Source organism: Rhizobium sp. S96, assembly GCF_030382195.1.
In the GTDB taxonomy this organism is placed as follows: Bacteria; Pseudomonadota; Alphaproteobacteria; order Rhizobiales; family Rhizobiaceae; genus Rhizobium.
Genome location: NZ_JAUDRY010000033.1, coordinates 17,274 through 44,111 on the forward strand (window position 1 = coordinate 17,274; position 26,838 = coordinate 44,111).

Below are 26,838 nucleotides of genomic sequence, written 5' to 3' on the forward strand. Positions count from 1 at the left end.
TTGGAATCTCTATAGTTTTCCACTCCCAGATACCAAGATCCGTCGTTTCGCGACGATCCGTATGGGTGGCATATGAGCCGAAAAATGAGCATGACCCTGTCGCGCCTTGCAAGTTCAAAGGATGGCAATATCGCCGTCGCCGCCGCAGTTTGCGCACCGCTGATCCTCTATTGTCTGGCGCTTGGGGTGGACTACGGCATGATGACGCTGCAGCAGCGTCGGCTGCAGCAACTGAGTGACATCGGCGCGATCGTCGCTGCATCCGATATCAACAACGCTGCCGCCAACTTGGTTGCTAACTTTCAGAGAAACGGTCTGAACGTTGCAGTGAAAACCGGTGCCGGGTACACCACCCCAAACGGCAGCCAGCTCCTCAACAACCAACAGCTCAGCCAGTTCGATGCTGTAGTCCAGTACACGCCAGGGGTTTATGTAGCGGATTCATCCATTTCGTCCGGCCAACGGTTCATTGCCGGAAGTCAGCCATACGATGCCGTAAAAGTTGCAGTGCAGCAGAAGGCGGAGCTGACCTTTGCCGCAACTTTTGCGACGCCTCCGACCTTGAGCGCGGTCGGCACCGCATCGGCTGCCAAGATTGCCGCGTTTTCCATCGGTTCACGTCTGGCGAGCATCAACGGCGGCGTCCTCAATGCTCTCCTCGGAAGCCTACTCGGGACAACGGTATCGCTCAAGGCTGCGGACTACGACGCATTGCTATCGACGGACGTTGACCTGCTCTCCTTTCTGGACCTGCTTGCCACCAACCTGAACCTCACGGCGGCGAACTATGACGAGCTGCTTGCGACGCAAATCTCCTACCCTCGCCTGCTGAATACGCTCGGCAAGACGCCGGCCTCTCAACGACGGTTACCAAGGCTCTGTCGTCGATTGAGAAGGGGCTTGGGCAGACGCAGCTCAAGATCAAGCTGGAGGACTTCCTGAGCCTGGGTCCCATGGGCGAGCGGCTGGTCGGCACCGGGTCTCACCTCCAGGTCGACGCGAGTGTCATGGACATACTCTCTGCGACAGCGCTCGCGGCCAACCAGAAAAACCAGGTTGCCGTCAATCTCGCCGGCGCTGTGCCGGGGCTGGCCAATGTGACTTTGAAGCTTTCGATCGGTGAACGTCCGAAGGGTGTTGCATCAAATGCCGTCGGCGCGACCGGCGCCGCGGTAAGGACAGCTCAGATCCGGCTTGCGATTGAAGCAAGCGTTCCCGGGCTTGGCGCTGTTGCCGGCATGAAGGTGCGGGTCCCGGTTTATATCGAGGCAGCCTACGCCGAGGCGAAGCTCTCAAGTTTCAGCTGTCTTGGTGGAAATCCGAGAAACGCCAGCATCGGCGTCGATGTTGTGCCCGGTGTCGCGGAAATAGCGCTCGGAGATATCGACCCCACGGCAATGGCGAATTTCAGCAGCAAGCCGCGTGTGACGCCAGCGATGCTGATCGATGCAACGCTCCTGAAGGTCAGCGGAATGGCCGACGTCAACTTGACCAACACGGCTAAGACCCACCTCACCTTTCAGAGCAACGATATCGCCGCCAAGACCGTGAAGAATGTGTCCACCCGCGACAGCCTGACGTCGGCCGTGCAGTCGCTACTGAAGAACACCGATCTTGAAATACAGCTGCTCTTCATCACGCTTGGGACCAACAAGGCGGTCCTAGCGGCAATTGCCGACACGCTGTCCGGCGCCACCGTCCCTCTCGACGAGTTGCTCTACAACGCGCTGCTGATGCTGGGCATCAAGATCGGTGAAGCCGACGTCCGCTTCACCGATGCCCGCTGCCAGCAATCGGTTCTCGTCCAATAAAAAAGCCCGGCGCTGACCGGGCTTTCTCCAACTCAGGATCGATGGAGCGATCAGCCGTTGACGGCCATCCGCTTCTCGTCGCGGCCGCTCTTCATGCGCTCGGACAGCAGGAATGCCAGTTCGAGTGCCTGATCGGCGTTGAGACGCGGATCGCAATGCGTGTGGTAGCGATCGTGCAGATCGTCTGCCGTCACGGCGCGGGCGCCGCCCGTGCACTCGGTCACGTCCTTGCCGGTCATCTCGATATGGATGCCGCCCGGATGCGAGCCTTCCGCGCGATGAATCTGGAAGAAGCTTTCAACTTCCGACAGGATCCGCTCGAACGGACGCGTCTTGTAGCTGTTCAGCGTAATCGTGTTGCCATGCATCGGGTCGCAAGACCAGACCACCTTGCGGCCTTCGCGCTCAACCGCGCGAATGAGGCGCGGCAGATGCTCGGCGACCTTGTCGTGGCCGAAACGGCAGATCAGCGTCAGGCGACCAGCCTCATTGGTCGGGTTCAGGATGTCGATCAGGTTGAGCAGATCATCCGCCTGGAGCGAAGGACCGCACTTAAGCCCGATCGGGTTCTTGATCCCGCGGCAATATTCGACATGCGCATGATCGGCCTGGCGCGTGCGATCGCCGATCCAGATCATGTGGCCGGAGGTCGCGTACCAGTCGCCCGAGGTAGAGTCGACGCGCGTCAACGCTTCTTCGTAGCCGAGAAGCAGAGCTTCGTGGCTGGTGAAGAAGTCGGTCTCACGCAGGCTCGGATGGTTCTCCGAGGTAATGCCGATCGCCTTCATGAAATCCATGGTTTCACTGATGCGGGCAGCAAGCTTGCGGTAACGCTCACCCTGCGGGCTGTCCTTCACGAAGCCGAGCATCCACTGATGAACGTTTTCGAGGTTGGCATAGCCACCCATCGCGAACGCACGCAGCAGGTTGAGCGTCGCAGCCGACTGACGGTACGCCATGGCTTGACGTTCCGGATTCGGAATGCGGGCCTCTTCCGTGAATTCGATACCGTTGATGATATCGCCGCGGTAGCTTGGCAGCGTAACGCCATCCAGCGTCTCGGTCCCCGAGGAGCGTGGCTTGGCGAACTGACCGGCAATACGGCCGACCTTCACGACTGGCAGCTGCGCGCCGTAGGTCAGCACGACGGCCATCTGCAGGAACGCGCGGAAGAAGTCTCGGATGTTGTCGGCGCCATGTTCGGCGAAGCTCTCGGCGCAATCGCCGCCCTGAAGCAGGAAGCCGTTGCCTTCGGCAACATTGGCAAGATGCTTCTTAAGGCGACGCGCCTCGCCGGCAAAAACCAGCGGAGGATAAGATGCGAGCTGGGCTTCCGTTGCTGCTACTGCTGCCTGGTCCGGATAGTCCGGAACCTGCTGGATCGGTTTTTGCCGCCAACTGTTCGGAGTCCAATTCTGTGCCATCTCACTCACCTGTTTCCGCATCCGGCCTTTTGCCGGATGTCCCGTCGTAAAAATGTTGGGCGGCTTATAGACCTTTACCGCCATCTTGCATAGCACTGTTCAAGCCTAGTTTAGAGCCGTTACAGAGCTTCTAGAATGCCGTCATATAAAGGTATGCCGCCGCCCTTTTTCAAACCAAAACTGGCGCCTTAACGTTCAATATACCAAAACACTTTGTATCTAATTCAAACTTTGTAACTACAAACGCCCTGATTTCAGACCGGCGCGACATGATGTTTCCCGCCTTTTTCACCGATGCAGGTGATGTATGGGAACAGTATAGTGCCGACATTCAATCGCTTCCTTACGGATCGATCGGGCAATTTTGGCCTGATGACCGCTCTTCTGATGGTGCCCCTCCTGGGGTCGGCAGGCATGGCCGTTGATTTTGCGCATGCCCTAAGCCTCAGAACGCAGCTCTACGCGGCGGCCGACGCGGCAGCGGTAGGCACACTTTCTGACAAATCGACGACAGCGGCCGCCGTGAAGATGACCGGCGACGGCGTCATTTCCGTCGGCCAGGACAATGCTCGCAGTATCTTTGTCGCTCAGATGCAGGGCGAGTTGACGGCGAGCAATGTGACAACCGCCGTTGCGGTGGCCAAGACCGGCAACAAGGTGACCTCTTCGGTATCGTTCAGTGCTGCCGTTCCCACCACCTTCATGCAAGTCTTCGGACAGAAAAGCGTTCAGATATCCGGGACCGCGACTGCGACGGTTCAGACAGCGTCCTTCATGGATTTCTACATCCTGATCGACAACACGCCGTCCATGGGCGTCGGAGCAACGCCCGCCGATGTCGCCACCATGGTGGACCTGACGAAGAACAAAAGTTCAAATGCTTCCTGCGCCTTCGCTTGCCATGAGAGCGGCAGTAACAAGGGCAAGGATTACTACGCGCTTGCCAAGAAGAACAAGGTGACGATGCGCATCGACGTGGTGCGTCAGGCGACGCAGGCGCTGACTGCGTCCGCCAAGGCGGATACCGACAATCAGTTTCGCATGGCGATCTATACGTTTGGCGCGAAGGCCGAGGCCGCAGGGCTTAGTGAAATCGTGCCGTTGACGAGCGATCTCGACAAGGTGGGCAGCAAGGTCACCGAAAAAACGCCGAATCCCCAAGTTGGTGACAGCGAATATGTCCTCGACCTGATGACGATCCCGCAGCAAGGTTACAACGACGACACCCAAACGAGCTTTGATAGCGCGCTGACGCAGCTCAACACCAAGATCCCTGCTGGTGGCTCGGGAACAAGTACGGCGGATACACAGAAGATCATCTTCTTCGTGTCCGACGGTGTTGGCGATAGCTATAAGGCTTCCACCTGCACGAAGAAGACGACCGGTAGCCGCTGCCAGGAACCGATCGACGTCTCCTTCTGCAAGGCAGCCAAGGATCGCGGCATCAAGATCGCCGTATTGTATACGACCTATCTGCCGCTCCCCACAAACGACTGGTACAACACCTGGATCAAGCCGTTCCAGAGCGAAATTCCGACAAAGATGCAGACTTGTGCATCGCCGGGTCTCTATTTCGAGGTCACGCCAACCCAAGGCATCACCGAAGCCATGCAGGCGCTGTTCCTCAAGGTCGTCCGGATGCCGCGCCTGACCGGCTGATCAGACCCGCACGCCGTCGCGAATGCGGTAGCTCGGCGCGTACATCGTGACGAGCTCCTCGGCGGCAGTCGGATGCACGGCCATGGTCCGGTCGAAGTCATCCTTGGTGCAGCCGGCCTTTAGCGTTATGCCCAGCAGTTGCGCCATCTCGCCGGCGTCGTGACCGAGAATATGGGCCCCGACGACCTTGCGGCTCGCTGCGTCGACGATCAGCTTCATGATCATCTTTTCGGCACGGCCCGAAAGCGTCGCCTTCAGCGGCCGGAACTGGGCGCAGTAAACTTCCAGGTCCTTGTAGCGCTGGGCCGCGTCTTCTTCGGTCAGCCCGACGGTACCGATCTCGGGCTGCGAGAAGACCGCCGTGGCGATCGTGTCGTGATCAGGCTTCGTCGGGTTGTTCTTGTATTCGGTCTCGATGAAGCACATGGCCTCATGGATGGCGACCGGCGTCAGCTGTACCCGGTCGGTGACATCCCCCAGCGCGTAGATGTTCTCGACGTTCGTGCGGGAGTATTCGTCGACGACGATCGCCCCCTGTTTGTCGGTCGCAACGCCGGCTGCTTCCAGACCCAGCCCCTCCGTATTTGGAACGCGGCCGAGCGCCAGCATCACGACGTCGGCTTTCAACGCGCCGTTGTTCAAGGTTTCGACGACGAGGCTGTCGCCGTCGTTCGACACCTTCTGCATCGTATCGTGGCAGAGGATCCGGATGCCCTTGGCGGTCATCGCCTCATGCAGGCCCCGCCGCAGATCCTGGTCGAAGCGGGAGAGGATTTCCGCGCCACGATAGATCAACGTCGTCTCGACCCCCAGGCCATGGAAAACGTTTGCAAATTCGACCGCAATGTACCCGCCGCCGGCAATCACGATCGAACGCGGAAGCTCTTCGAGATGGAATGCCTCGTTGGAGGAAATGCAGAGCTCGTGGCCAGGCAGGGCTTCGTGCAGGTTCGGTCGCCCGCCGGTCGCAACGACGATGGTCTTCGCGGTGACCGTTGCACCTGAGTTCACGAGACGAATTGTATGGGCATCGATCAGTTCGGCGCGCGTCTCCAGAATTTCAGCGTTGGCGCCGGAAAGCCCCTTCTTGTAGAGCCCTTCCAGCCGCGAAATTTCGGCGTCTTTTGCCGCAATCAGCTTCTTCCAATCGAAGGAACTTGCGCCGACCGTCCAGCCGAAACCGGCGGCATCCTCGAAATGCTCATGATATTGGGAAGCGTAAACGAACAGCTTCTTCGGAACGCATCCCCGGATGACGCAGGTGCCGCCATAGCGATACTCTTCCGCGATCGCGACCTTCTTGCCGAGGGATGCCGCCACGCGCGCGCTGCGCACGCCGCCGGATCCGCCGCCGATGACAAAGAGGTCGTAATCATAGGACGTCATGGGGAACTCCGGATAGAATCTGCTGAAAGACGAGATTGATATAGTATCGATCGGCACAAAAACGAAAGCCCGGTCGATGCCGGGCTTTCAATGGATCATGATTGAGGAAGCGCTTACTGCTTTGCAGCGGGCTTCGGTGCGGCTGCCTTGGGGGCAGCGGCTGCAGCCGGATCGACTGCCGGTGCCGGCGTCACCTTGATGACTTTGCTGAGCTCGACACTGGTCTGCTTCTGCAGGTCGCGGGAAATGCCCTGTGCCCAGATATCGGCTGCCTTGACGGTTTCGCGCGAAGCAATCGGGCCGTCCTTCAGCAGCTTCTGGCCAACCGGCGAGCTGTAGAACGCAGCGATAGCGTTCAGTTCTTCGACCGAGAATGCCTTGGCATAGGTCAGGGCAGCTTCCTTTTCGAGGTCGGCGCGACGCGGTGCAAGTGCCAGCGCCTGCTTGTCGACTTCTGCCGTGATCTGATCCTGGTAGTTCGGCGAATCCTGGATGAGGTCGGCCTTCAACCGCTCGGCGAGGCCCGGCAGGATGTTGTCGAACTGCGTCGTCGCACCGATGGCGTCGATTGCCGCGCGCGCTGCCTTCAGCTGCTCCGGCGATGCTTCCTGTGCCTGGACGGCGGAGCCGAGGGCAATACCCGAAAGAATAACGGTCGCAGCAGCAAAACGGCCAAGACCTGCAAATTTAATCATGAGTTTCATAGCTCCTGTTACCTGTTTGCCCGCAGCGTGCGCGCGCCTGCTGGGCCGGCGATGATCGCAACCGCGGCCATATTGAGAAAGAGTCCGTGTTCCACGACGCCGGGTATCGCATTCAGCTCGTTTGAGAGCGCCTCTGCATCAGGAATGCGGCCAAAAGATGCATCGATGATGTAGTGTCCGCCGTCGGTGGTGAAGTTATCGCCGCCGGATTGCCGAAGCGTCAGATCGCCGCTGAGGCCAAGCTTCGCCGCCGTCTTTTCGATGGCGATCCGGGTCGAAACCAGCCCGAATGGATTGACTTCGATCGGAAGCGCAAAACCGCCGAGAGTCTGAACGAGTTTGCTTTCGTCAGCGATCACGATCATTCGTGTCGAAGCGGCCGCGACGATCTTCTCGCGCAACAGCGCACCGCCGCCACCCTTGATCAGGCGCAGCTCCGCATCCACTTCATCAGCACCATCGATGGTGAGATCCAGTTCCGGCAGCTCGTCGAGCGATTTCAGCGGCACACCGAGTTCGACGCAAAGCCGCGCCGTGCGCTCGGATGTCGGAACGCCTTCGATCTTGAAGCCGCCGGCGACCCGTTCGGCGAGCAGCCGTACGAACTCTTCGGCGGTGCTTCCGGTTCCAATACCGAGCCGCATGCCGTCCTCGACATAGGTCAGGGCAACCTCTGCGGCTTTGATCTTCATTTCGCGGGCATCCATGCGCCGCTTACTCCAAATGTTACGTTGGGTGAGGTGTTTACACGGCTCGCTTGCCAAACGAAAGCCAAAATAGCGTCGCGCTTTTCGAAATTGGGAATAGATCCGGGATTTATGGCGCAAGCGGGCAAAGCGTTGCTTTTGCGGCCTTCATCGCCTACTTCCTGAGCATCCCAACAAGCGCACAGGCAAACTCCCTTGACCCCTGCCCTCATTGTATTCGATCTCGATGGAACGCTCCTTGATACGCACGTCGATCTGGTCGAAAGCCTGAACCACACCATTGAAGCACTTGATCTGGCGCCGGTGAGCTACGACGATCTCACCCACCTTGTCGGCCATGGCGCCAAGGTCATGATCGAGCGCGCCTGTAAGCTGCAGGGTCTGAAGCTCGAACCGGAGGCGCTGCCGCCGCTCCTGGATCGCTTCATCACGCATTATACTAAGAACATGCCCGGCAAGACGACCGCATATCCCGGCCTCGAGGACGCCCTGGATACGCTGAAGGCAAGCGGCTTCCGGTTTGCCGTCTGCACCAACAAGCTCGAGGGCTTGGCTAAAACATTGCTCGACCGGTTGAACCTCACTCATCGCTTCGATGTGATCACGGGCGGCGATACGTTTGCCGTCCGCAAGCCTGATGCAGGCCACGTACTCGGCACCATCGACAAGGCAGGCGGCGATCCCGGGCGCTCCATCATGATCGGTGACAGCGTCAACGACATTCTGGTCGCGCGGAATGCCGGCATTCCGTCGATTGCCGTGCCGTTCGGCTATTCCGACGTCCCGATCGAGCAACTCAATCCCACCCATATCATCTCGCATTTCAGCGAGCTAACGCCCGAGTTGGTCGAAGGCATCATCCGCGATTTCGTTCCGGCAACCGTCGCAGCCGCTCAGTAGCGGCTCGGCGGTTGTTTCTATCAACGATAGCGTCCTCTGATTGCGGTAAACTCGACGAATCGCGCTCCGGTTCCCCACATCAAAATCGCGTCATTATCCGATCAAGTCCAGTCGCGGCTCCGTGATTTCATTTGATTAAACGTTGGTCGGTAGTGCACTAATCGTTCACATTCCCGCCTCAATTCGGGCGCGAACTGGTCGTTGCCGAGGGTTTTTGCGTAACGTTGTTTGCAACGAAGGATTGAGGAGATTTACCATGCGCATTCAATTTGCTGCCGCCGCACTTCTGGCTCTCGGCATGGCCGGCACGGCATTTGCCCAGACCGCCCAGTATTCCAGCGACTACTCGAACGACAGCGACGGGTTCGCTCCGGTAAAGGTGGCGCCACCAAAGGCTATCCATTACACGCAGCACAAGGCGCCGGAGTATTCGAGTGACTACACGAATGACAGCGACGGCTTCGCTCCCGTTCGTGTTAGCCCCGGCGTCGACAAGATGACGACCGCAAGCATCAAGCCGCTGCCGAACTGCGACTACACCTCGAAGAAAGGCGTCCACACCTTCGGTGGCGATAGCGGCGCCTCGCATACGGATGCATGCCGTGACACCGGCGACAAGTAGCTCGCCACGCGTGACAGGAGGCGGGCCGTCCCTGCGGCCCCTCTCCGATAACGCTGGCTGACATCAATTGTCGTTCACGGTTTCGCCGAAAACCGATTCGAAGGCTTCACGAAGCCGGATATCCACATCGGCCATCATGACCAGCAGGCCCAAGTCGACGAGGCTGGTCACGCCATAGGCGGAAATTCCGCAGGGAACGATTCCGCCGAAATGGTCTAGATCGGGCTCGACGTTCAGCGAGAGCCCGTGAAAGGTGACCCATTTCCGCAGTCGGATTCCGAGCGCTGCAATCTTGTCCTCCGCCACCGTACCGTCCGGCAATGGCGGCTTTTCCGGCCTGCGAACCCAGACCCCGACGCGATCTTCGCGCCGCTCGCCGCGAACATTCATCGAATCGAGCGTTCGGATGATGACTTCCTCCAGCGCAGCGACGAAAGCGCGGACATCCTGACGCCGACGCTTTAGATCGAGCATGACATAGGCGACCCGCTGTCCTGGCCCATGATAGGTGTATTCACCTCCCCGTCCTGTGGAAAACACAGGAAAACGATCCGGCTGCACGAGATCCTTGGCATCAGCGCTGGTGCCGGCGGTGTAGAGCGGCGGATGTTCGACCAGCCAGACCAGTTCGTCGCCGCCCTCTGCGATCCTGGCGACCTCCCGTTCCATGATATCCACAGCCTCTTCATAGGGAACGAGCCCGTCGGCGATGCGCCAGCGAACCGGTCGCGAGCCGGTAATCGGAAACATGGAATGGTCGAGATCGGTGCGCAGCATGGTTATTCCTCGTCACGGCTGGCCGTGCAGGGGCGGCAGCTTCGAGCGTCTATATGGCGTCGTTTCTCGTGTGATTCAAACGTCGTGACGTCTGTTGAAAAAAACTGTCACATCGCACTTGTGTCGCCGGAATCCTTTTGCTACATGCTGCGTCGCCGGCACAAACCGGCACCTACCACGATGCGGTCGTGGCGGAATTGGTAGACGCGCAGCGTTGAGGTCGCTGTGGGGCAACCCGTGGAAGTTCGAGTCTTCTCGACCGCACCATCTCACTTTTGATAGTGAGGCTGACCAGATTAGTCTGGATCTTGGCGCCTTCGTTTTTGAAGGCCGCCCTCTTCTCATCAGATAACTCAGTCGTACTGAATTCGATCAGGAAATGCTCAGCTTTCTCGTAAGCTAGCAGATTTTCCTCAAGCTCTGTCGAAACTCCTCTCCCGCGAAAATAAATCGTCTGCGGCCATCTCCCGCGAATCGAATCGCTCAAACGGCATTTGCTGACGATGCGGCTTTGATTCGCGCTTGCACCCTTGGGGCCACCCTGTTCGCGCAAGTTTCACTAAAGCTTTCGCTCGTATCCAGAGAAACCATCACTGCGAATGGCTGTCTTCTAAGCGGGAATGTCAGCATTCGAACCGCTTGGTTTTTGGAAAGCAAATGGACAGCAGTCATACCCCGGGCCTCATCGACAAGATCGGTGCAATCTCTGCGAAGCTTGACGACATGGAGCAGCAGTTCGCTGCCCTCGTCGAAACTCAGAATATTCAGGGCGAGATCTATCTCGAATCGGCCAAGCTCCTGCAGATGATTCAAAGCCAGATGCAGACCGGTATCGCCGGGCTGTTCGAAGCGCTGGGCGGAGCGCCGGGCCGAGAGGCAGGTGAGCCGCGTACGGACGTCGCTGAATTTACCGATGCCCTGTCCAATCTTGCTCTGCAGTTGGGTCACGAATTGAACACCATCAAGCAGACGAGCAACCTTGCTCTGCGCGCTGGCAGCTCGGTGCAGTTGCCGATACGCTGCGTCTTCATGGTGCATTCCATCCCCATGTGGGACGCCTTGTCCGATGTCTATGCGGCCATGCTGGATGACAAGCGCTTTGACCCCATCGTCATATCCGTAAACTCTACCCCGCTGGGATATGGTGCTTATGAGGGAGAGGATGTCGTCAGCCAGTCGCTGAAGCAGCTCGGCGTAAAGCATCTGCGCTTCAACATGGATGATTCGTATCAGGGACTCGACATCCTGAAGGCGCTTCGGCCTGCTGTGATATTTCGCCAGCAGCAGTGGGACTATTGCCTGCCGCCAGCGTTCCGCACCAATGAATTGACCTTTGCTCGCCTCTGCCTCGTGCCCTACGCGCTGAATCTCGCGGCATCGCTTGGCGATGAAATCATCACCGAGGTATCGGCCTTCGGCTTCGATCAGGCCTATCACCGCGCAGCCTGGCGGATCTTCTGCGAAACGGCCACGACCCAATCCTACTATCGCTCCTTTGAACATTCCGATCCGGCGAAGTTCATCCTGAGCGGATATCCCAAGTTCGACAGGCTGATGAAAGCCGACAAGACGGACGCGTGGCCTATACCGGCGCGCAGTACTCGAGGCTTCCGCGTTATCTGGGCGCCGCACCATTCGGTCGGCGGCCATGGCCTGGGTTTCGGCGTGTTCGACCGCATTTGGGACAGTATGCTCAGATGGGCCAAGGAAAGCCCCGACATCGAATTCGTGCTGAAGCCTCACCCCGCGCTGTTCGGGCATGCGCTGACGGGCGAAAACGTCGGATTGTTCCAGAACGCCTGGACGCGTTTACCGAATTGCGCCATCGAAATGCAGCAGTACGGCGAGCTGTTTGCCGCTTCCGACATGATGATCTCGGATGGCCTGTCGTTTCTTGCGGAATATCAGCTCTTCGACAAGCCGATCGTCTTCTTCGATTCCGAACAGCATGTGGAATTCAATGGGCTTGGCAGGATGACGGAAGCCGCGACCCGCCGTGTTCGCACCTTCGAGGAAATGAAACAGGCAACGCTCGAATACAAGAACGGCAAAGCCTGGGAGTTCCAGGACGAACGGCGCACGTTGCTGGACACGATTCTGCCCAATCAGGGCAAGGCATCCGCCAGCATTCTGGACGCCATCGTAACAGGCATCTCGACCGAACAGTCCAATCTCGCCCTACGCGCATCATGACATTTGGTAAGTTCGAGAACTGTGCCGACCAGCGGATGTGAAGGAGAAAGAATGAGAAAAGTCATTACGTTCGGCACATTCGATGTGCTGCATATCGGCCACATTCGCATTCTCCAGAGAGCAAAGGCACTCGGAGACCATCTGACGGTCGGCATTTCGACGGATGCGCTCAACTATGCCAAGAAGCAGAAGGATGCGGTCTACAGCGAGACTGACCGCATGGAGATCGTTCGCTCGATTGTCGGCGTCGATGACGTGTTTCTGGAGCACTCTCTTGAGCTCAAGGGCCACTACATCCAGCAGTACGGGGCCGATATCCTGGTGATGGGAGATGATTGGGCGGGGAGATTCGATCATTTCAAATCCCTCTGCCAGGTCGTTTATCTCCCCCGCACCGAAGGCATCTCGACCACTTCGACCCTTGAAAGCATTCGGCTAAGAGCCTAGACAACGCTCGGCGACCATTATGATCATCCGCGACGAACACAAAACGGAGCTTTCCGAAATTTCGAGAATCGTCGCCGAAGCTTTCGGAGGGACCGACGAATCGTTGTTGATCGAGCGACTTCGAGAGGACGGTGATGCGGTCGTTTCGCTTGTTGCCGTCATAGGTGACGCCATTGCCGGCCACGTCATGCTGTCGCCGATGACAGCGCCCTTCGATGCGCTCGGTCTCGCTCCGCTGTCCGTACGACCTGAATATCAGAAACAAGGCGCCGGAACGGCCTTGGTTCGTGCGGCGATCACGCGCGCTAGGGAAATGGGAGCATCGGCGATATTCGTCCTTGGTGATCCGGAATACTACGGTCGCTTTGGATTTAGGGCTGATCTCGCGACTGGTTTCTCTTCGCCGTATGCCGGGAGACATTTCATGGTTCTCCCGCTCGCGAGCGCTCTGGAATCGACATTGGGTCAGGTCGACTACGCGCCGGCCTTCAGCTCCCTCGCCTGACCGGCCGCGGCCTCATGGACGACGACGTCCATTTTCGGTATAGCGCATCGAACCGCAAAGAAAACTTTTCCCTCCATGACTGATTCTTCTGACCATCAAAATCCGTTGTTGGGTATGGCACTCATGGCCGGCGCGATGGTCGTTCTGCCGGCCATGGACGCCATCGCCAAGTACATGGCGACTTTCGAGCACATGTCGCCGGGACAGGTGACGTTCTATCGGTTCTTCTTCCAGCTCGTCTGCACCTTGCCGATTCTCCTGGTGCTGTTCGGGACGAAGGCTCTTTCGGCCAAGCGCCCCTGGATGAATCTGCTCCGGGGCGCATTGCACGGCGCAGCCAGCCTGCTTTTCTTCGTGGCGGTCAAATACATGCCACTCGCGGATGTGTTCGCGATCTACTTCGTCGAGCCATTCATGCTGACCGGTCTCTCCGCGCTGTTCCTCGGAGACAAGGTTGGCTGGCGCCGGTGGACCGCCATCGTCGTCGGTTTTGGCGGCGCGATGATCGTCATTCAACCGAGCTACGAGATCTTCGGCCTCAAGGCCCTGCTCCCGGTTTGCTGTGCCTTCCTGTTCTCGCTCTATCTGTTCATGAACCGGGCGATCGGCACCGCCGATTCGCCCCTGACGATGCAAACGATGGCGGGTATCGGCGGCACGCTGTTCATGACGGCGGCGCTCGCCGTTGGGGGCTCGATGGGCGTCCCGGATTTCGAGCTGTCGCTTCCGTCCTCGTGGTTGGGGCTCATCCTGCTGCTCATCCTCGGTTCGCTATCAGGTTATGTGCACATGATCGTCGTCAAGGCATTCCGCCTGGCGCCGCTGTCGTTGCTGGCTCCGTTCCAGTATTTCGAGATCATCTCCGCGACCGTTCTCGGTTATGCGCTGTTTGGCGACTTTCCCACCTTCTCCAAATGGATCGGAATCCTGATCATCGTCGCGTCAGGCCTGTTCATCATTTGGCGCGAACGGGTTCAGGCACGGTCGCTAAAAGCGTCCTGATTGGCCCAACATCTCGTTAACCGCACCTGTTGAGGGATAATCAATTCGCTGGCGCTAGAAGGATCTTCGGCTTCATGATGAAGCCTGGAGAGAAAAGATGAGCGAATTCCGCCTCGCTTTTCCGGCATGTGTGATCGCCGGGAAGCATCGGCTGGCCGTCGAAGATATCGGCCTGCTGCGCAAGCACACATTTCCGGAAGGCATCCGGACATCGGACGACGTCGTCGCCATGCTTGCGCTCAATAATTCCTGCCCCGAAAAATGCCCTGAATGGAACGCGTACTTCGTCGAACAACTCGCGCGGTTTGTCGTCGACTACACCTATCCGCAGGGTTCCCTGGACGAGATAAACGTAGCCTGGCTCATTCGCATGGTTTCGACCGATGGCGTCGTCAACTCGTCGCTGGAGCTCGAACTCGTCCTGCATGTGATCGAAGTCTCGAAGCATGTGCCGGATGAACTGCGCGCCTTTGCGCTGGACCAGCTGAGACTGGCGCTGTCCGACAATGTCGGCGGCTACAAGCTTTCCCGCGCCGTGGATCGCAAGGGCATTGCGCGACAGGATATCGACTACGCCATGCGCATTCTGCGCGGCGTTTCGGACGGCGGGGTGATCAACGTCCCGCCAGCGACCTGGAACGTGCTGATGCGGATCGCCGAACAGACCCTGCCTGCGGCGAACCATCCGCGATGGTCGGACTTGCTCTCGGCGTTGCGTCTCGTGGAATATGCGGAAGCGCCACGCCGCAGCCGCTGGCTTCGCATCGTCGATAGCCCCGAGGCTGAATCCGCAGTCGCCTGATTCCTTCTCTACCATGTGTTTCGCCCGATTGTGCGTTCCGGTCTTTGTGCTTAAGACTCCGGAACGCATTTCACGGGTGGAGTCTGCATGTTCAATAAGATCCTGATCGCGAACCGCGGCGAAATCGCTTGTCGCGTCATCAAGACCGCGCGCCGCATGGGCATTGCAACGGTCGCGGTCTATTCCGATGCAGACCGCGATGCGCTCCATGTCGAGATGGCCGACGAGGCTGTGCACATCGGCCCGGCGGCGGCGGCCGAAAGCTATCTGGTCGCCGAGAAGATCATTGCTGCCTGCAAGGCGACTGGCGCCCAGGCCGTTCACCCAGGTTATGGTTTCCTGTCCGAGCGCGCATCGTTTTGCGAGGCGCTGGAAAAGGAGGGCATCGTCTTCATCGGTCCGAAACCCAAGGCAATCACCGCCATGGGGGACAAGATCGAATCGAAGAAGTTCGCAAACGCCGCGAAGGTCTCCACCGTTCCCGGCTATCTCGGCGTGATCGAGGATGCCACCCATGCCGAGCGGATCGCCGCGGAAATCGGCTATCCTGTCATGATCAAGGCATCGGCGGGCGGCGGCGGCAAGGGCATGCGCATCGCCTGGAGCGAGGCCGAGGTTCGCGACGGCTTTGACCGCGCACGCTCCGAAGCCAGAAGTTCGTTCGGCGACGAGCGCGTGTTCATCGAGAAATACGTTGTCGATCCGCGACACATCGAAATTCAGGTGCTGGCCGACGCGCATGGCAACGTCCTCTATCTCGGAGAGCGCGAGTGCTCGATCCAGCGGCGAAATCAGAAAGTCGCTGAAGAAGCGCCCTCGCCGTTTCTGGACGAGGCAACCCGCAAGGCGATGGGTGAGCAATCGGTGGCTCTTGCCAAGGCCGTTGACTACCAGAGCGCCGGCACTGTCGAATTCATCGTCGATCGCGATCGCAACTTCTATTTCCTCGAAATGAACACCCGCCTGCAGGTCGAGCATCCAGTGACGGAGCTCGTCACCGGTATCGATCTCGTCGAGCAGATGATCCGTGTTGCCGCGGGCGAAAAGCTCCCATTTGCGCAAAGCGACATCAAGCTCAACGGCTGGGCGATCGAGAGCCGGCTTTACGCCGAGGATCCCTACCGCAATTTCCTGCCGTCCATCGGCCGGCTGACCCGCTATCGCCCGCCGTCGGAAGGTACCTCCGGCAATGCGATCGTGCGCAATGACACCGGCGTCTTCGAGGGCGCCGAGATCTCCATGTATTATGATCCGATGATCGCCAAGCTTTGCACCTGGGCGCCGACTCGCCTCGAGGCGATAGAGGCGATGGGTCAGGCCCTCGACGGCTTCGTTGTCGATGGGATCGAGCACAATGTTCCCTTCCTCGCGGCGCTGATGAAGCACCCGCGCTGGCGTGAAGGCCGGCTGTCGACCGGGTTCATCGCTGAGGAGTATTCTGAAGGCTTTGCCCCGATGGCGCCGGATGCGGGGCAGCAGGCAGTTCTGGCCGCTGTCGCCCTGTCGGCCGCGCTCATTGAATCCAATCGCCGCGACCGCTTCGACGATCGCCTGCGCGCGCACTCAGGCGCCCTGCGAGAGACCTGGACGGTCAAGCTCGGCGATGACTATGTCGATATTCGCCTGCTCGATGGCCTCGTGACAATTCCCTTCGACATGGACATCGCCGCCGGCGGCAAGCAGTTCAACGTTGTCACCGATTGGCGACCTGGCGATCCGGTTTGGCGAGGCAAGGTCGGAAACGCGACCGTTACCGCGCAGCTTCGCCCGATCCTCAATGGCCTGCGGGTCGATTGGCAGGGACTGTCGGTGAAAGCCAAGGTCTTCACCCCGCAGCACGCAGCACTCGATAAGCTTATGCCGGTCAAGCTTCCGCCGGACACGTCGAAGCTTCTCCTCTGCCCGATGCCGGGACTCGTTGTCTCTATTGCCGTCACCGAAGGCCAGGAGGTAAAGGCCGGCGAGACGCTGGCCGTGGTCGAGGCAATGAAGATGGAAAACGTTCTGCGCGCCGAACGTGACCTGACGGTCGGCAAGATCAACGCCAAGCCCGGCGAGAGCCTTGCTGTCGATGCTGTCATCATGGAGTTCGACTGAGCCGTTTCGGCACAGCCGTCCAAGCCGATCCAATTTATCTTTGTTAACGGCTGCGGGCCTATGCTCGACCGTCGGGCGGGCTGGTCGGACGGAGTACGCATATGTCTGGACTGCAATCGGCGATCCTGCTGCTGTTCATCAATATCGGTCTTCTATGGCTGCTGATGCGCATCCCGCTTGGTCTACGGACGCTGCATCTAAACCGGACGTTTCGGTGTACACCCGAAACCCTGTGGAGTGCGATGAACCCCGCCGGGTCCAAGGCCAACTGGCATCATTCGGTCATCACCAGCAGGCCGCTTTCCCACCGTGTCGGCGTCATCGAGCAGACCTACAAGCACCTCGACAAGAACGGAGAGCCGCTACGCCGGCTGTTGTCGCTGGAGCCTCTGGTCGCCGTCACCGGCAGCGCGCATGGCTTCCAGTCGGCGGTCATAGACGACAGCACGCTGGACCCGTCCTTCTGGAAGGACTTTCGCGAACGCAGGATCGTTCGGCCAACCCCTGAAGGTGCCGTGCTCGAGATCGCCCAGACCGATCGCTATCGCGGCCTTGCCTTCCTCATATTCCGCTACGTCGCGTTGCGCCGCGAAATGCGCGCATTGGAGGGCTGGCTTGCGACAGGAGAATCACGCCCGCAGGGCTACTTCGAGCACCCGCTCGTGCAGGTTGGCCTTGCGGTCTTGTCGACGCTCCTTCTCTGGCCTTTCCTCGGATTGACGGTGCAAGGGCTGATGATCTCGACCTTCCTCACCCTCGTCATCGCATTGCACGAACTTGGGCACATGGCCGCCTATCGGATGTTCGGACACCAGTCCGTCAGAATGATCTTCGTACCGTTGCTGGGTGGCGTGGCAATTGGGGGCCGGCCTTATCGTTCGCTGTTCGAAGTCGCCACCTGCGCCTTGATGGGTGCCGGCATGTCCGCCTTCCTGGTGCCGATCTTGATCGTTGCCGAGCAGCTCGCCGACCGCGGGATCGTTCCATCGCCGGCCCGCGGCCCTCTGCTGGTTTTCATCATGATCTTGGGCGCGTTCAATCTGCTCAACCTCTTGCCGATGCACCGGTTCGATGGCGGCCAGGTGTTGCGCCAGATCTTCCGATCGAGACGCTCGCAGACAGCGGCAAGCTTCGTCGTGACGCTCTGCATCATGTGCGTCGGATTCGAGGTCGGACTTGCCGCCACCTGGCTGCTGGCCGGTCTCCTCGTCTTCACCATCGTCAGCCTGATCGGTGCCGGTTCAGTCAAGCCGCGCCAGAAGCTTGAGGAAATGACGGACGGCGAACGAATGCTGGTCGCCTTTGGCCTCTATGCGGCGATAGCAATGCACGGTTACGCCGTCGTTTTTGCGATCGACAGGATCTTCTGACGCAGACGGTACAGAGATCGGCGCAACCTGCTCATCGGCAAAGGAAATTGCCATCGGTGGCGGGTTTCCCCTTGAGCCTGCCTCCCCGCGCGTGCAAAAGTCCGCCCGATCAAATCAGCATTGGAGTATCCGAAGATGGACGTTCGCGCCGCCGTTGCCGTACAGGCAGGAAAACCGCTCGAAGTGATGACCGTACAGCTCGACGGCCCGAAGGCCGGCGAAGTTCTGATCGAGGTCAAGGCCACCGGCATTTGCCACACCGACGATTTCACGCTGTCGGGCGCCGACCCGGAAGGCCTGTTTCCGGCCATTCTCGGCCATGAGGGCGCCGGCGTCGTCGTCGACGTTGGTCCCGGCGTCACCTCCCTGAAAAAGGGCGACCACGTCATTCCGCTCTACACGCCGGAATGCCGCGAATGCTATTCCTGCACCTCGCGCAAGACTAATCTCTGCACCTCGATCCGCGCAACCCAAGGCCAGGGCCTGATGCCCGACGGCACCTCGCGCTTCTCGATCGGCAAGGACAAGATCCACCACTACATGGGCTGCTCGACTTTCGCGAACTTCACCGTGCTGCCGGAGATCGCGCTCGCCAAGATCAACCCCGACGCCCCCTTCGACAAGGTCTGCTACATCGGCTGCGGCGTGACGACGGGCATCGGCGCAGTCATCAACACCGCCAAGGTGGAGATCGGCTCGACCGCGATCGTCTTCGGCCTCGGTGGCATCGGCCTCAACGTGCTGCAGGGCTTGCGCCTTGCCGGCGCTGATATGATCATCGGCGTCGACATCAACCCGGATCGCAAGGTCTGGGGCGAGAAGTTCGGCATGACCCACTTCGTCAACCCAAAGGAAGTCGGCGACGACATCGTGCCCTACCTCGTTAACATGACGAAGCGCCATGGCGACCTGATCGGCGGCGCCGACTACACCTTCGACTGCACCGGCAACACCAAGGTGATGCGCCAGGCACTCGAATCCTCGCATCGCGGCTGGGGTAAATCGGTCATCATCGGCGTTGCCGGCGCCGGCCAGGAAATCTCGACGCGTCCGTTCCAGCTGGTCACCGGCCGCAACTGGATGGGCACGGCCTTCGGCGGCGCGCGCGGCCGCACCGACGTGCCGAAGATCGTCGACTGGTACATGGAAGGCAAGATCCAGATCGACCCGATGATCACCCACACGATGCCGCTTGAAGACATCAACAAGGGCTTCGACCTGATGCACAAGGGTGAGTCGATCCGGGGCGTGGTGGTCTATTGATGATTGCCAACGGAAGGCGACCCTGTGTCGCCTTCCGATAAGGTTTGCAACATGATTTACGTCGACGCAGATGCCTGCCCGGTCAAACCGGAAATCCTCAAGGTCGCCGAGCGCCACGGTATAGAGGTAACATTCGTTGCCAACTCCGGGCTACGCCCGTCGCGTGATCCGATGGTGCACAACGTCATCGTCTCCAATGCCTTCGATGCGGCCGACAACTGGATTGCCGAGCATGCCGGTGCGGGAGACGTGGTTGTCACCGCCGATGTGCCGCTCGCGGTTCGCTGCGTCGCCACTGGCGCTTTTGTCAGTGGCCCAAGCGGCCGCATCTTCGACGACACCAACATCGGCATGGCGAGCGCCATGCGCGATCTCGGCGCACATCTCAGGGAAACCGGTGAAAGCAAGGGCTATAATGCGGCCTTCAGTCCCAAGGACCGCTCCCGTTTCCTCGAAACGTTCGACCGGCTCTGCCGGCGCGCCAAAGCCACAACTCCAAAGACCGGAGATTAGAATGAACATCATTTCCCAGGCGACCGCCTTCGGCGGCATGCAGGGCGTTTTCACGCACACGTCCGAGGCCTGCAAATGCGACATGACATTTGCCGTCTTCGTGCCTCCTCAGGCGATCAAGGAGCCGCGGCCGGTTCTCTGGTACCTCTCGGGCCTGACCTGCACCCATGCCAACGTCATGGAAAAGGGAGAGTACCGCAGGATGGCGGCCGAACTCGGCCTCATCATCGTATGCCCCGACACCAGCCCGCGCGGCAACGACGTCCCGGACGAACTGACGAACTGGCAGATGGGTAAGGGTGCGGGATTTTATCTCGACGCGACCCAGGAGCCGTGGTCAGAGAACTACCAGATGTACACTTACATCACCGAGGAATTACCGGCATTCGTCAGTCAGCACTTTCGGATGGACATGAGCCGTCAGGGTATTTTCGGGCATTCGATGGGTGGTCACGGCGCCATGACGATCGCGCTGAAGAACCCCGATCGCTTCAAGAGCTGCTCGGCTTTCGCGCCGATCGTCGAGCCGTCGACAGCCGATTGGTCCGCGCCGGCGCTGGAAAAGTATCTCGGTCAAAATCGCGCGACCTGGCGGCAGTATGATGCCTGCGCCCTCGTACAGGACGGCGCGCGTTTCCCGGAATTCCTGATCGACCAGGGCAAGGCTGACGGTTTCCTCGACGACGGCCTGCGCCCGTGGCTCTTCGAAGACGCGATCAAGGGGACGGACATCAAGCTTTCGCTGCGCATGCACGAGCGCTACGACCACTCCTACTACTTCATCTCGACCTTTATGGACGATCATCTGAAATGGCACGCGGAGCGGCTCGGCTGAGGAAATAAGCGGCTGAAGATGAGATCGGCCCCTGACGGGGCCGACCAAACGATGCGTTCGTCCCAAACGCATCCTACACTGCTGGGCGAAGAGTACCGCGGGCTAGCCCGCGGCAGCAGATCACGCGTTTCGCTTGTCTATTGCGAACGCACCTGCACCCGCGAAGACCAGGAACAGGAAGATGAAGCAATAAAGGATCGCTTCGGCGCCGTGGTTGACGGCCGGGTAGAAGCCCATCGGGGCATGCGCCATGAAATACGCAACAGCCATCTGGCCTGCCAGGATGAAGGCAACCGGGCGCGTCAGGAAGCCGACGAGGATCGCCAGTCCGCCGATGGTCTCGAGCAGAGCGGCAAAGATCATCAGCGGCGGAAGCGCACCGCCTTCACCTTGGGGGATCGGGAAGGCAAACAGTTTCATCGTGCCATGCTCGATGTAGAGCAAGGCGGTGACGATCCGCAGCGCAGCAAGCGCGTAGGGCTGATACGCGTTGAGGCGTTCGAAACTTGGCATTAAGACTCTCCTTAGGTCAAAAGACAGAGGAGCGTTAACGTTATGGCAGAACACAAAGAAGTCACGATTGGTGGAACTCCGATCACATCCGCTTGATTTCTTATCGTTTTCCCCGATTTGTTCAGTCTATAGGGGAATATTGTCGTGTTTCTTCCAAGGATTGCTCAGATCCTTGTTGCGAAGCATCTTGAGACCCCGCGCCAGCCGCCGCCGCGTTGAATGCGGCATGATCACTTCGTCGATATAACCGCGTTCGGCCGCCACGAACGGAGACAGGAACCGGTCTTCGTACATCTTCGTATGAGCAGCGATCTTCTCCGGATCGGTACTGTCCTTGCGGAAGATGATCTCGACCGCACCCTTGGCGCCCATCACCGCGATCTGGGCGGTCGGCCAGGCATAATTCAGATCCCCGCGAAGATGCTTGGATGCCATGACGTCATAGGCACCGCCGAACGCTTTCCGGGTAATGACCGTTAGCTTAGGCACGGTGGCCTCCGCATAGGCAAACAGCAGTTTCGCGCCGTGCTTGATCAGGCCGCCATATTCCTGCGCGGTCCCGGGCAGAAAGCCAGGAACGTCGACGAAGGTGACGATCGGAATGTTGAAGCAATCGCAGAAGCGAACGAACCGGGCGGCCTTGCGGGAGGCATCGCTGTCGAGCACGCCGGCGAGCACCATCGGCTGATTGGCGACAAAGCCCACCGTCGCGCCCTCGATCCGTCCGAACCCGCAGACGATATTCTTGGCGAAACTCGCCTGGATCTCGAAGAAGTCACCCTCGTCGACGGTCTTATGGATCAGTTCCTTGATGTCATAGGGCTTCTGAGCGTTAGCCGGAACCAACGTATCGAGCGAGGTGTCCGCATCGGTCACCGACTGGTAACATTCGATTTCCGGCACTGGCGATGTGTTGGATTGCGGCAGAAGATCGATCAGGCGGCGAACCTGCAGCAGCGTTTCCAGGTCATTGTCATAGGCACCGTCGGCAATCGACGAGCGCGTTGTATGGATCGTCGCGCCGCCAAGCTCCTCGGCAGTCACCGTCTCATTCGTCACCGTCTTCACGACATCCGGGCCGGTCACGAACATGTAGGACGTGTCGCGCACCATGAAGATGAAATCGGTCATGGCAGGCGAATAGACGTCGCCGCCGGCGCACGGTCCCATGATCACTGAAATCTGCGGGATCACGCCGGAGGCCAGCACATTGCGCTGGAAGACTTCGGCATAGCCGCCGAGTGCCGCCACGCCCTCCTGAATACGCGCACCACCGGCATCGTAGATGCCGATGATCGGCGCCCGGTTCTTCAGCGCCATGTCCTGGACCTTCATGATCTTTTCGGCGTGCGCTTCCGAAAGAGACCCCCCGAAGACCGTGAAATCCTTGGCGAAGACGAAAACGGTGCGACCATTGACGGTCCCCCAGCCGGTGACGACGCCGTCACCGGCGATACGGCTCTTGTCCATGCCGAAATCGCTCGACCGGTGTTCGACGAACATGCCGAACTCTTCGAAGGAGCCTTCATCGAGGAAGAGGTCGATGCGCTCCCGGGCCGTCAGCTTGCCGCGGGTATGCTGCGCGTCGATCCTTTGCTGACCACCGCCCTGTCGCGCGATGTCGCGCCGACGTTCGAGCTCTTCGAGAATTTCCTTCATGGGGCACTCCTCGCCGCGCAAGCGGCCTCTGATTTATGCGTGACCGGCGTTCAGCGAGAAAATGGAACGGATTCGCCCGGCGATATCCTCGGCCAGGATTTCGTCTGCCGCCGCCTTGTTGTTCGAGAGGCTCGTCACGCTGAATGAACTGACGGCAATGACCGAACCGTCTTCGACCGAAGCGGCATCGACCGTAACTTTGGCGATGTATTGCCTGCCATTATAGCCCTGCCCTTTTTCGGCGGAGAGAATACGAATGGTCAGGATCACGCGCGGATAGACGTTCGTGCGGACGGTTGCGTTGATCGCGGCGTTGACCCGGTCGCCCACGCCTGCCAGCAGCGGCGCGGGCATATTGGGACCGGCAAGGACGACCGCGCTGCGGACGTCATAAACCGGGCTGGGTTGTCCCTTCGAAAACAAGCTACTGCAAGACGTGAGCGCGATACAGACCAGCGCCATCCGCAAAAAACACGACCTAAGCCAACTCATCTCGAAAAACCCGCATCCGCCCCATGAGAGTCGCAGATTTCGCGATAAAAGCCGTCAAAGCAACCGGTTTTTAGCCGTTGACGGCCAAAAAAACATCAACGGCGGCTTTGAAGTCGGTGAACCGCTGGGCTCGCCGCTGTTCAGCCTCTTCGTCGCTACCCCAATGCTCGATGGTCCAGTCCTCATCGAGGTGAGCGAGCGACCAGATCTCGTCTGGTGGCAACAACCGTTCGGCGAAAGCGAGTGCCAGCAATGCCGAGCCGGTCAAGGTCGTGATCGTATGCAATGCGGTCAGCTTCGTCGCGTCGTCATGCTTGCGCAGGGCCGCTGAAAAGGCGGAGATCGCGTCGCGGGGCTGTTCGTGGTGCATCACGCCTTCGACGAGAATGAAGCGGGCGCCGAGTTCATTGGCCGCCCAGTCGAGCACCGGATCCCAGCGCTCGGTCTGCCGCTGAACCAGCGCCTCGGGCCCCTCGGCGCGGTAGCAGAGCAAGTCGCTGGTCGAAAAGCGCAGGATGTCTTCGAAAACTGCCTGCGTGTCTGTTGCGACGCCGTCGAGTGCCGTGTTGACGAGGCGCGTTACCGGCATCGTGGCAGGATCGATGACTTCCGTCTGCGCCTGCCACTCGGTTGCCACCAGCTCGGCCAGCGTCCGCGTCGAAACCGTCAGCTTGTGCCGGGCCGGTGTCCGGACGGCCTTGCCGTCGAGTTCGATCGCAAACCCTTCATCACCTTCCGAGACCGTGACCGTCTTGTAGAAACGCTTCGGCAGCGGCTTCTTCATCTGGATCTGTCCGCGGCGAACGGGATCGGGATGGCTCAGGCCAGCGGTTGGGTCGTTCAGCAGATCGCGCATGGCATTACCTCAGGAAAAATGCTTCAAGATGTCGCCTGGATGATAGGCGATGCTATCGGCGCCGGCGGCAACCAGGTCATCGACGCTGGCATAGCCCCATGAGACGCCAACCGCAGTCGCCCCGGCGGCCTTGGCCATCTGCATATCGTAAATGGCATCGCCGATGACAATGGTGTCGGCGGCATTCATGCCTGTTTCGCTGCAGCACTCCGCCACCATTGCAGGGTGTGGCTTCGACGGACAATCGTCTGCGGTGCGCGAAACGACGAAGTGCGGAGCAAAGCCGTGCTTTTCCAGCACATGCACCAGCCCGCGCCGGGATTTCCCGGTCACAGCGCCGATCAGGATTTCGTCCCGACCCGCAAGCGTCTGGATCAGCGGTTTGATGCCGTCGAAGAGAACCACATCCATGCCGGGCTCGTCCCTGACGTCGGTGTAGATCGCCTTATAGTGGGCAGTCATGGCAATCGCTTCGTCGTCGACATGCGGCTTGCCCTGCATCCGGGCAATCGCGATATCGAGCGTCAGGCCGATGATCGACTTCGTTAGCGAGACGTCAGGCCTGTCGTAGCCGAAATGTACGAAGGTCCGCGCCATTACCTCATGGATCAGCGCGGCGCTGTCGACCAGCGTACCATCGCAATCGAACAGAGCGAGTTTCATTCGTAGTCTTCCCTGTCTGCGGATGCGAGATCGAGGCCGAGCAGGTTCCAGGTCTGGACCATGTGCGGCGGCAGCGGCGCGGTGACGCGCAGCCGGCCACCGTTCGGATGCGGAATGTCGATCTTGCGAGCATGCAGGTGCAGCTTCTTCTGCACCCCGCCGGGGAACGGCCAGTTGATGTCGTCGTCGAAATACTTGGGATCGCCGATGATCGGATGGCCGATGTGGAGCGCATGGACGCGCAGTTGGTGCGTGCGGCCGGTATAGGGCTCCATCTCCAACCAAGCTAGGTTCTGCGCCGCCGTCTCGCGGACACGGTAGTAGGAGATCGCGTGATCCGCGCCCTCCTCGCCATGCTTGCAGACCCGCATCCGGTCGCCATCGGGTGTCTGTTCCTTGACCAACCAGGTCGAGATCTTGTCCTCGTGCTTGCGCGGCACGCCCTTGACCAGCGACCAGTAGGTCTTCTTGGTATCGCGCTCGCGAAACGCCGCCGTCAGCTTCTGTGCCGCTCCGCGGGTGCGGGCGATCACGAGCACGCCCGAGGTATCGCGGTCGAGACGGTGCACCAACCGTGGCTTCTCGCCCTTCGGGCTCGTCCAGGCCTCGAGCATCTTGTCGATATTGCGCGTCACGCCGGAGCCGCCCTGCACGGCAAGGCCGGCCGGCTTGTTGAGCACGATCACCTTGTCGTCCTCATGCAGAACCATGCGCTGCAGCAGCTCGTAGTCGCCGCCATGCTTGAGGTCGTGGCTGGCGATCGGCCCACTCTTCGACTTGGCATCGACATCGAGCGGCGGCACGCGAACCACCTGCCCCGGCTGCACGCGCGCATCGGTCTTCACACGTCCACCGTCGACACGCACCTGGCCGGACCGAAGAAGCTTCTGCAGCGGCCCGAAGCCGAGGCCGGGGTAATGGATCTTGAACCAGCGATCGAGCCGCATGCCCGCCTCGTCCGGTTCAACCGTTATATGTTCAATGCCAGCCATTCGTGATCTTTCGGAAAGAGTTGCGCGCGCCGAGCGCCGCCTTTGCCGCTGGCTTTAGAGCATTTTTCGCAAAAACGGAAACCGGAATCTCAGATGAATGCGCGCATGACCGCAAGCCCGGCAAACACCGCCGCCATCGAAAGCCCGACGCTGGCAAGCATATAGATCGCGGCCGAGGCGATTGCGCCGCGCTCAAAGAGCGAGATGGCGTCCAAGGAAAAAGCGGAAAATGTCGTGAAGCCGCCGAGAAAGCCGGTGATGAGCAATAGCCGCAGCTCCGGCGAGGCATCGAAGCGATTTGATATAATCTCCGCGAGCAAGCCGATGACAAAGCAGCCGACGACATTGACGGTCAGCGTCCCCCAGGGAAAGTGCGGCCCCATCAGTCGAAGCGCCCACTGGCCGACATAATACCGAAACACGGAGCCAATTGCGCCGCCGAAGCCGACGAGAAGTGCTTGAGTCATGCTGATTGTCTAGCGCAGCTCAAATGAACTGCCCATCGAGTGAAACGCCTGGGAGTTGAAAGCTCGGTTTGGTCATCTAGTAGCTGCATGGCCGATCGTTGTTAAACCCGAGGGCGCACGCCGAGTTCAGCGACCGGTTTGGGTCCGTGTTGCTGGCCGTGGATGTGCAACCAGTGAGC

At 59.6% G+C, this 26,838-nt stretch carries 25 protein-coding genes, 1 tRNA gene and 2 pseudogenes; 16 read left to right on the forward strand and 12 right to left on the reverse strand.

What is annotated here, in order from left to right:
• Positions 1-76: pseudogene (locus tag QTL94_RS28410) on the forward strand (pilus assembly protein); the annotation flags it as partial.
• Between the two features lie 8 nt (positions 77-84).
• Positions 85-1,811: pseudogene (locus tag QTL94_RS24345) on the forward strand (pilus assembly protein TadG-related protein).
• A 50-nt stretch (positions 1,812-1,861) separates the two neighbouring features.
• Here QTL94_RS24345 and QTL94_RS24350 read toward each other — a convergent pair.
• Complete coding sequence (locus QTL94_RS24350; RefSeq protein ID WP_289803291.1) at positions 1,862-3,235, reverse strand: class II 3-deoxy-7-phosphoheptulonate synthase; 1,374 nt, start codon at positions 3,233-3,235, stop codon at positions 1,862-1,864.
• Positions 3,236-3,538: 303 nt separating this feature from the next.
• Here QTL94_RS24350 and QTL94_RS24355 point away from each other — a divergent pair, with 303 nt between their 5' ends.
• Complete coding sequence (locus tag QTL94_RS24355; RefSeq protein WP_502944180.1) at positions 3,539-4,894, forward strand: TadE/TadG family type IV pilus assembly protein; 1,356 nt, start codon at positions 3,539-3,541, stop codon at positions 4,892-4,894.
• Here the strand turns inward: QTL94_RS24355 and gor are convergent, their stop codons facing one another.
• The 3 genes from gor to rpiA form a co-directional block, all read right to left on the reverse strand.
• Positions 4,895-6,280 carry a glutathione-disulfide reductase gene (gene gor / locus QTL94_RS24360; RefSeq protein ID WP_289803293.1) on the reverse strand — a complete coding sequence of 462 codons (1,386 nt, stop codon included), beginning with the start codon at positions 6,278-6,280 and terminating at the stop codon, positions 4,895-4,897. It lies immediately after the preceding gene.
• Positions 6,281-6,393: 113 nt separating this feature from the next.
• Positions 6,394-6,975: a DUF2059 domain-containing protein gene (locus tag QTL94_RS24365; RefSeq protein WP_289803294.1), complete on the reverse strand. Its 582-nt coding sequence runs from the start codon at positions 6,973-6,975 to the stop codon at positions 6,394-6,396.
• Positions 6,976-6,992: 17 nt separating this feature from the next.
• Positions 6,993-7,691: a ribose-5-phosphate isomerase RpiA gene (gene rpiA / locus QTL94_RS24370; RefSeq protein ID WP_065693803.1), complete on the reverse strand. Its 699-nt coding sequence runs from the start codon at positions 7,689-7,691 to the stop codon at positions 6,993-6,995.
• Positions 7,692-7,886: 195 nt separating this feature from the next.
• Between rpiA and QTL94_RS24375 the strand changes: the two genes are divergently transcribed.
• Positions 7,887-8,591 (forward strand): HAD family hydrolase, encoded by a 705-nt coding sequence (locus QTL94_RS24375; protein ID WP_289803295.1) that lies wholly within the window; start codon positions 7,887-7,889, stop codon positions 8,589-8,591.
• 256 nt (positions 8,592-8,847) lie between these two features.
• A complete protein-coding gene (locus tag QTL94_RS24380) occupies positions 8,848-9,213 on the forward strand; it encodes a hypothetical protein (protein ID WP_065693805.1) in 366 nt (121 codons plus the stop codon).
• 63 nt (positions 9,214-9,276) lie between these two features.
• On the opposite strand, the gene lipB is transcribed toward QTL94_RS24380, so the two are convergent.
• Positions 9,277-9,990 carry a lipoyl(octanoyl) transferase LipB gene (gene lipB / locus QTL94_RS24385; protein ID WP_502944181.1) on the reverse strand — a complete coding sequence of 238 codons (714 nt, stop codon included), beginning with the start codon at positions 9,988-9,990 and terminating at the stop codon, positions 9,277-9,279.
• Positions 9,991-10,172: 182 nt separating this feature from the next.
• Between lipB and QTL94_RS24390 the strand changes: the two genes are divergently transcribed.
• The 11 genes from QTL94_RS24390 (at position 10,173) to fghA (ending at position 21,017) form a co-directional block, all read left to right on the forward strand.
• Positions 10,173-10,257: transfer RNA gene (locus tag QTL94_RS24390), tRNA-Leu, on the forward strand.
• A 390-nt stretch (positions 10,258-10,647) separates the two neighbouring features.
• Positions 10,648-12,183 (forward strand): CDP-glycerol glycerophosphotransferase family protein, encoded by a 1,536-nt coding sequence (locus tag QTL94_RS24395; RefSeq protein WP_289803296.1) that lies wholly within the window; start codon positions 10,648-10,650, stop codon positions 12,181-12,183.
• A 51-nt stretch (positions 12,184-12,234) separates the two neighbouring features.
• Positions 12,235-12,630 (forward strand): FAD synthase family protein, encoded by a 396-nt coding sequence (locus QTL94_RS24400; RefSeq protein WP_289803297.1) that lies wholly within the window; start codon positions 12,235-12,237, stop codon positions 12,628-12,630.
• Between the two features lie 19 nt (positions 12,631-12,649).
• Entirely contained in the window at positions 12,650-13,135 is a 486-nt protein-coding gene (locus tag QTL94_RS24405) for a GNAT family N-acetyltransferase (protein WP_289803298.1), read from the forward strand.
• A 75-nt stretch (positions 13,136-13,210) separates the two neighbouring features.
• Entirely contained in the window at positions 13,211-14,137 is a 927-nt protein-coding gene (locus QTL94_RS24410; protein WP_289803299.1) for a DMT family transporter, read from the forward strand.
• A 97-nt stretch (positions 14,138-14,234) separates the two neighbouring features.
• Positions 14,235-14,939, forward strand: a complete 705-nt coding sequence (locus tag QTL94_RS24415) for a hypothetical protein (protein ID WP_065693810.1) — start codon at positions 14,235-14,237, stop codon at positions 14,937-14,939.
• An 87-nt stretch (positions 14,940-15,026) separates the two neighbouring features.
• A complete protein-coding gene (locus tag QTL94_RS24420; protein WP_289803300.1) occupies positions 15,027-17,036 on the forward strand; it encodes an acetyl-CoA carboxylase biotin carboxylase subunit in 2,010 nt (669 codons plus the stop codon).
• Positions 17,037-17,137: 101 nt separating this feature from the next.
• On the forward strand, positions 17,138-18,406 hold the full coding sequence (locus QTL94_RS24425) for a zinc metalloprotease (protein WP_289803301.1): 1,269 nt from the start codon (positions 17,138-17,140) through the stop codon (positions 18,404-18,406).
• Positions 18,407-18,541: 135 nt separating this feature from the next.
• Positions 18,542-19,669 (forward strand): S-(hydroxymethyl)glutathione dehydrogenase/class III alcohol dehydrogenase, encoded by a 1,128-nt coding sequence (locus QTL94_RS24430; RefSeq protein ID WP_289803302.1) that lies wholly within the window; start codon positions 18,542-18,544, stop codon positions 19,667-19,669.
• Between the two features lie 51 nt (positions 19,670-19,720).
• Entirely contained in the window at positions 19,721-20,182 is a 462-nt protein-coding gene (locus QTL94_RS24435) for a YaiI/YqxD family protein (RefSeq protein ID WP_289803303.1), read from the forward strand.
• A 1-nt stretch (position 20,183) separates the two neighbouring features.
• A complete protein-coding gene (gene fghA / locus QTL94_RS24440) occupies positions 20,184-21,017 on the forward strand; it encodes an S-formylglutathione hydrolase (RefSeq protein WP_289803304.1) in 834 nt (277 codons plus the stop codon).
• Between the two features lie 120 nt (positions 21,018-21,137).
• On the opposite strand, the gene QTL94_RS24445 is transcribed toward fghA, so the two are convergent.
• The 7 genes from QTL94_RS24445 to crcB form a co-directional block, all read right to left on the reverse strand.
• Entirely contained in the window at positions 21,138-21,530 is a 393-nt protein-coding gene (locus tag QTL94_RS24445) for a DoxX family protein (RefSeq protein WP_113523390.1), read from the reverse strand.
• Positions 21,531-21,656: 126 nt separating this feature from the next.
• Positions 21,657-23,189, reverse strand: coding sequence for an acyl-CoA carboxylase subunit beta (locus QTL94_RS24450; protein ID WP_289803305.1), 1,533 nt, complete (start codon positions 23,187-23,189; stop codon positions 21,657-21,659).
• Between the two features lie 33 nt (positions 23,190-23,222).
• The gene (locus tag QTL94_RS24455; protein WP_289803306.1) at positions 23,223-23,681 is read right to left on the reverse strand and encodes a hypothetical protein; all 459 of its coding nucleotides are present in this window, start codon (positions 23,679-23,681) and stop codon (positions 23,223-23,225) included.
• Between the two features lie 70 nt (positions 23,682-23,751).
• Positions 23,752-24,537, reverse strand: a complete 786-nt coding sequence (locus QTL94_RS24460; RefSeq protein WP_289803307.1) for an ATP12 family chaperone protein — start codon at positions 24,535-24,537, stop codon at positions 23,752-23,754.
• Positions 24,538-24,546: 9 nt separating this feature from the next.
• Positions 24,547-25,200: an HAD-IA family hydrolase gene (locus tag QTL94_RS24465; protein ID WP_289803308.1), complete on the reverse strand. Its 654-nt coding sequence runs from the start codon at positions 25,198-25,200 to the stop codon at positions 24,547-24,549.
• A complete protein-coding gene (locus tag QTL94_RS24470; protein ID WP_065693821.1) occupies positions 25,197-26,192 on the reverse strand; it encodes an RluA family pseudouridine synthase in 996 nt (331 codons plus the stop codon). The genes QTL94_RS24465 and QTL94_RS24470 overlap by 4 nt, the downstream gene beginning before the upstream one ends.
• Before the next feature lie 89 nt (positions 26,193-26,281).
• On the reverse strand, positions 26,282-26,659 hold the full coding sequence (gene crcB / locus QTL94_RS24475; protein WP_289803309.1) for a fluoride efflux transporter CrcB: 378 nt from the start codon (positions 26,657-26,659) through the stop codon (positions 26,282-26,284).
• Positions 26,660-26,838: the final 179 nt, after the last annotated feature.

Coding starts and splice junctions, on each gene's coding strand:
- gor (WP_289803293.1), bottom strand. CDS start 6,280: ATGACGTCCTATGATTACGACCTCTTTGTCATCGGCGGCGGATCCGGC.
- lipB (WP_502944181.1), bottom strand. CDS start 9,990: ATGCTGCGCACCGATCTCGACCATTCCATGTTTCCGATTACCGGCTCG.
- QTL94_RS24460 (WP_289803307.1), bottom strand. CDS start 24,537: ATGCGCGATCTGCTGAACGACCCAACCGCTGGCCTGAGCCATCCCGAT.
- QTL94_RS24380 (WP_065693805.1), top strand. CDS start 8,848: ATGCGCATTCAATTTGCTGCCGCCGCACTTCTGGCTCTCGGCATGGCC.
- QTL94_RS24355 (WP_502944180.1), top strand. CDS start 3,539: ATGTATGGGAACAGTATAGTGCCGACATTCAATCGCTTCCTTACGGAT.
- QTL94_RS24400 (WP_289803297.1), top strand. CDS start 12,235: ATGAGAAAAGTCATTACGTTCGGCACATTCGATGTGCTGCATATCGGC.
- QTL94_RS24430 (WP_289803302.1), top strand. CDS start 18,542: ATGGACGTTCGCGCCGCCGTTGCCGTACAGGCAGGAAAACCGCTCGAA.
- QTL94_RS24420 (WP_289803300.1), top strand. CDS start 15,027: ATGTTCAATAAGATCCTGATCGCGAACCGCGGCGAAATCGCTTGTCGC.
- QTL94_RS24445 (WP_113523390.1), bottom strand. CDS start 21,530: ATGCCAAGTTTCGAACGCCTCAACGCGTATCAGCCCTACGCGCTTGCT.
- QTL94_RS24395 (WP_289803296.1), top strand. CDS start 10,648: ATGGACAGCAGTCATACCCCGGGCCTCATCGACAAGATCGGTGCAATC.
- QTL94_RS24405 (WP_289803298.1), top strand. CDS start 12,650: ATGATCATCCGCGACGAACACAAAACGGAGCTTTCCGAAATTTCGAGA.
- QTL94_RS24410 (WP_289803299.1), top strand. CDS start 13,211: ATGACTGATTCTTCTGACCATCAAAATCCGTTGTTGGGTATGGCACTC.
- QTL94_RS24470 (WP_065693821.1), bottom strand. CDS start 26,192: ATGGCTGGCATTGAACATATAACGGTTGAACCGGACGAGGCGGGCATG.
- QTL94_RS24455 (WP_289803306.1), bottom strand. CDS start 23,681: ATGAGTTGGCTTAGGTCGTGTTTTTTGCGGATGGCGCTGGTCTGTATC.
- fghA (WP_289803304.1), top strand. CDS start 20,184: ATGAACATCATTTCCCAGGCGACCGCCTTCGGCGGCATGCAGGGCGTT.
- crcB (WP_289803309.1), bottom strand. CDS start 26,659: ATGACTCAAGCACTTCTCGTCGGCTTCGGCGGCGCAATTGGCTCCGTG.
- QTL94_RS24415 (WP_065693810.1), top strand. CDS start 14,235: ATGAGCGAATTCCGCCTCGCTTTTCCGGCATGTGTGATCGCCGGGAAG.
- QTL94_RS24435 (WP_289803303.1), top strand. CDS start 19,721: ATGATTTACGTCGACGCAGATGCCTGCCCGGTCAAACCGGAAATCCTC.
- rpiA (WP_065693803.1), bottom strand. CDS start 7,691: ATGGATGCCCGCGAAATGAAGATCAAAGCCGCAGAGGTTGCCCTGACC.
- QTL94_RS24365 (WP_289803294.1), bottom strand. CDS start 6,975: ATGATTAAATTTGCAGGTCTTGGCCGTTTTGCTGCTGCGACCGTTATT.
- QTL94_RS24425 (WP_289803301.1), top strand. CDS start 17,138: ATGTCTGGACTGCAATCGGCGATCCTGCTGCTGTTCATCAATATCGGT.
- QTL94_RS24465 (WP_289803308.1), bottom strand. CDS start 25,200: ATGAAACTCGCTCTGTTCGATTGCGATGGTACGCTGGTCGACAGCGCC.
- QTL94_RS24350 (WP_289803291.1), bottom strand. CDS start 3,235: ATGGCACAGAATTGGACTCCGAACAGTTGGCGGCAAAAACCGATCCAG.
- QTL94_RS24450 (WP_289803305.1), bottom strand. CDS start 23,189: ATGAAGGAAATTCTCGAAGAGCTCGAACGTCGGCGCGACATCGCGCGA.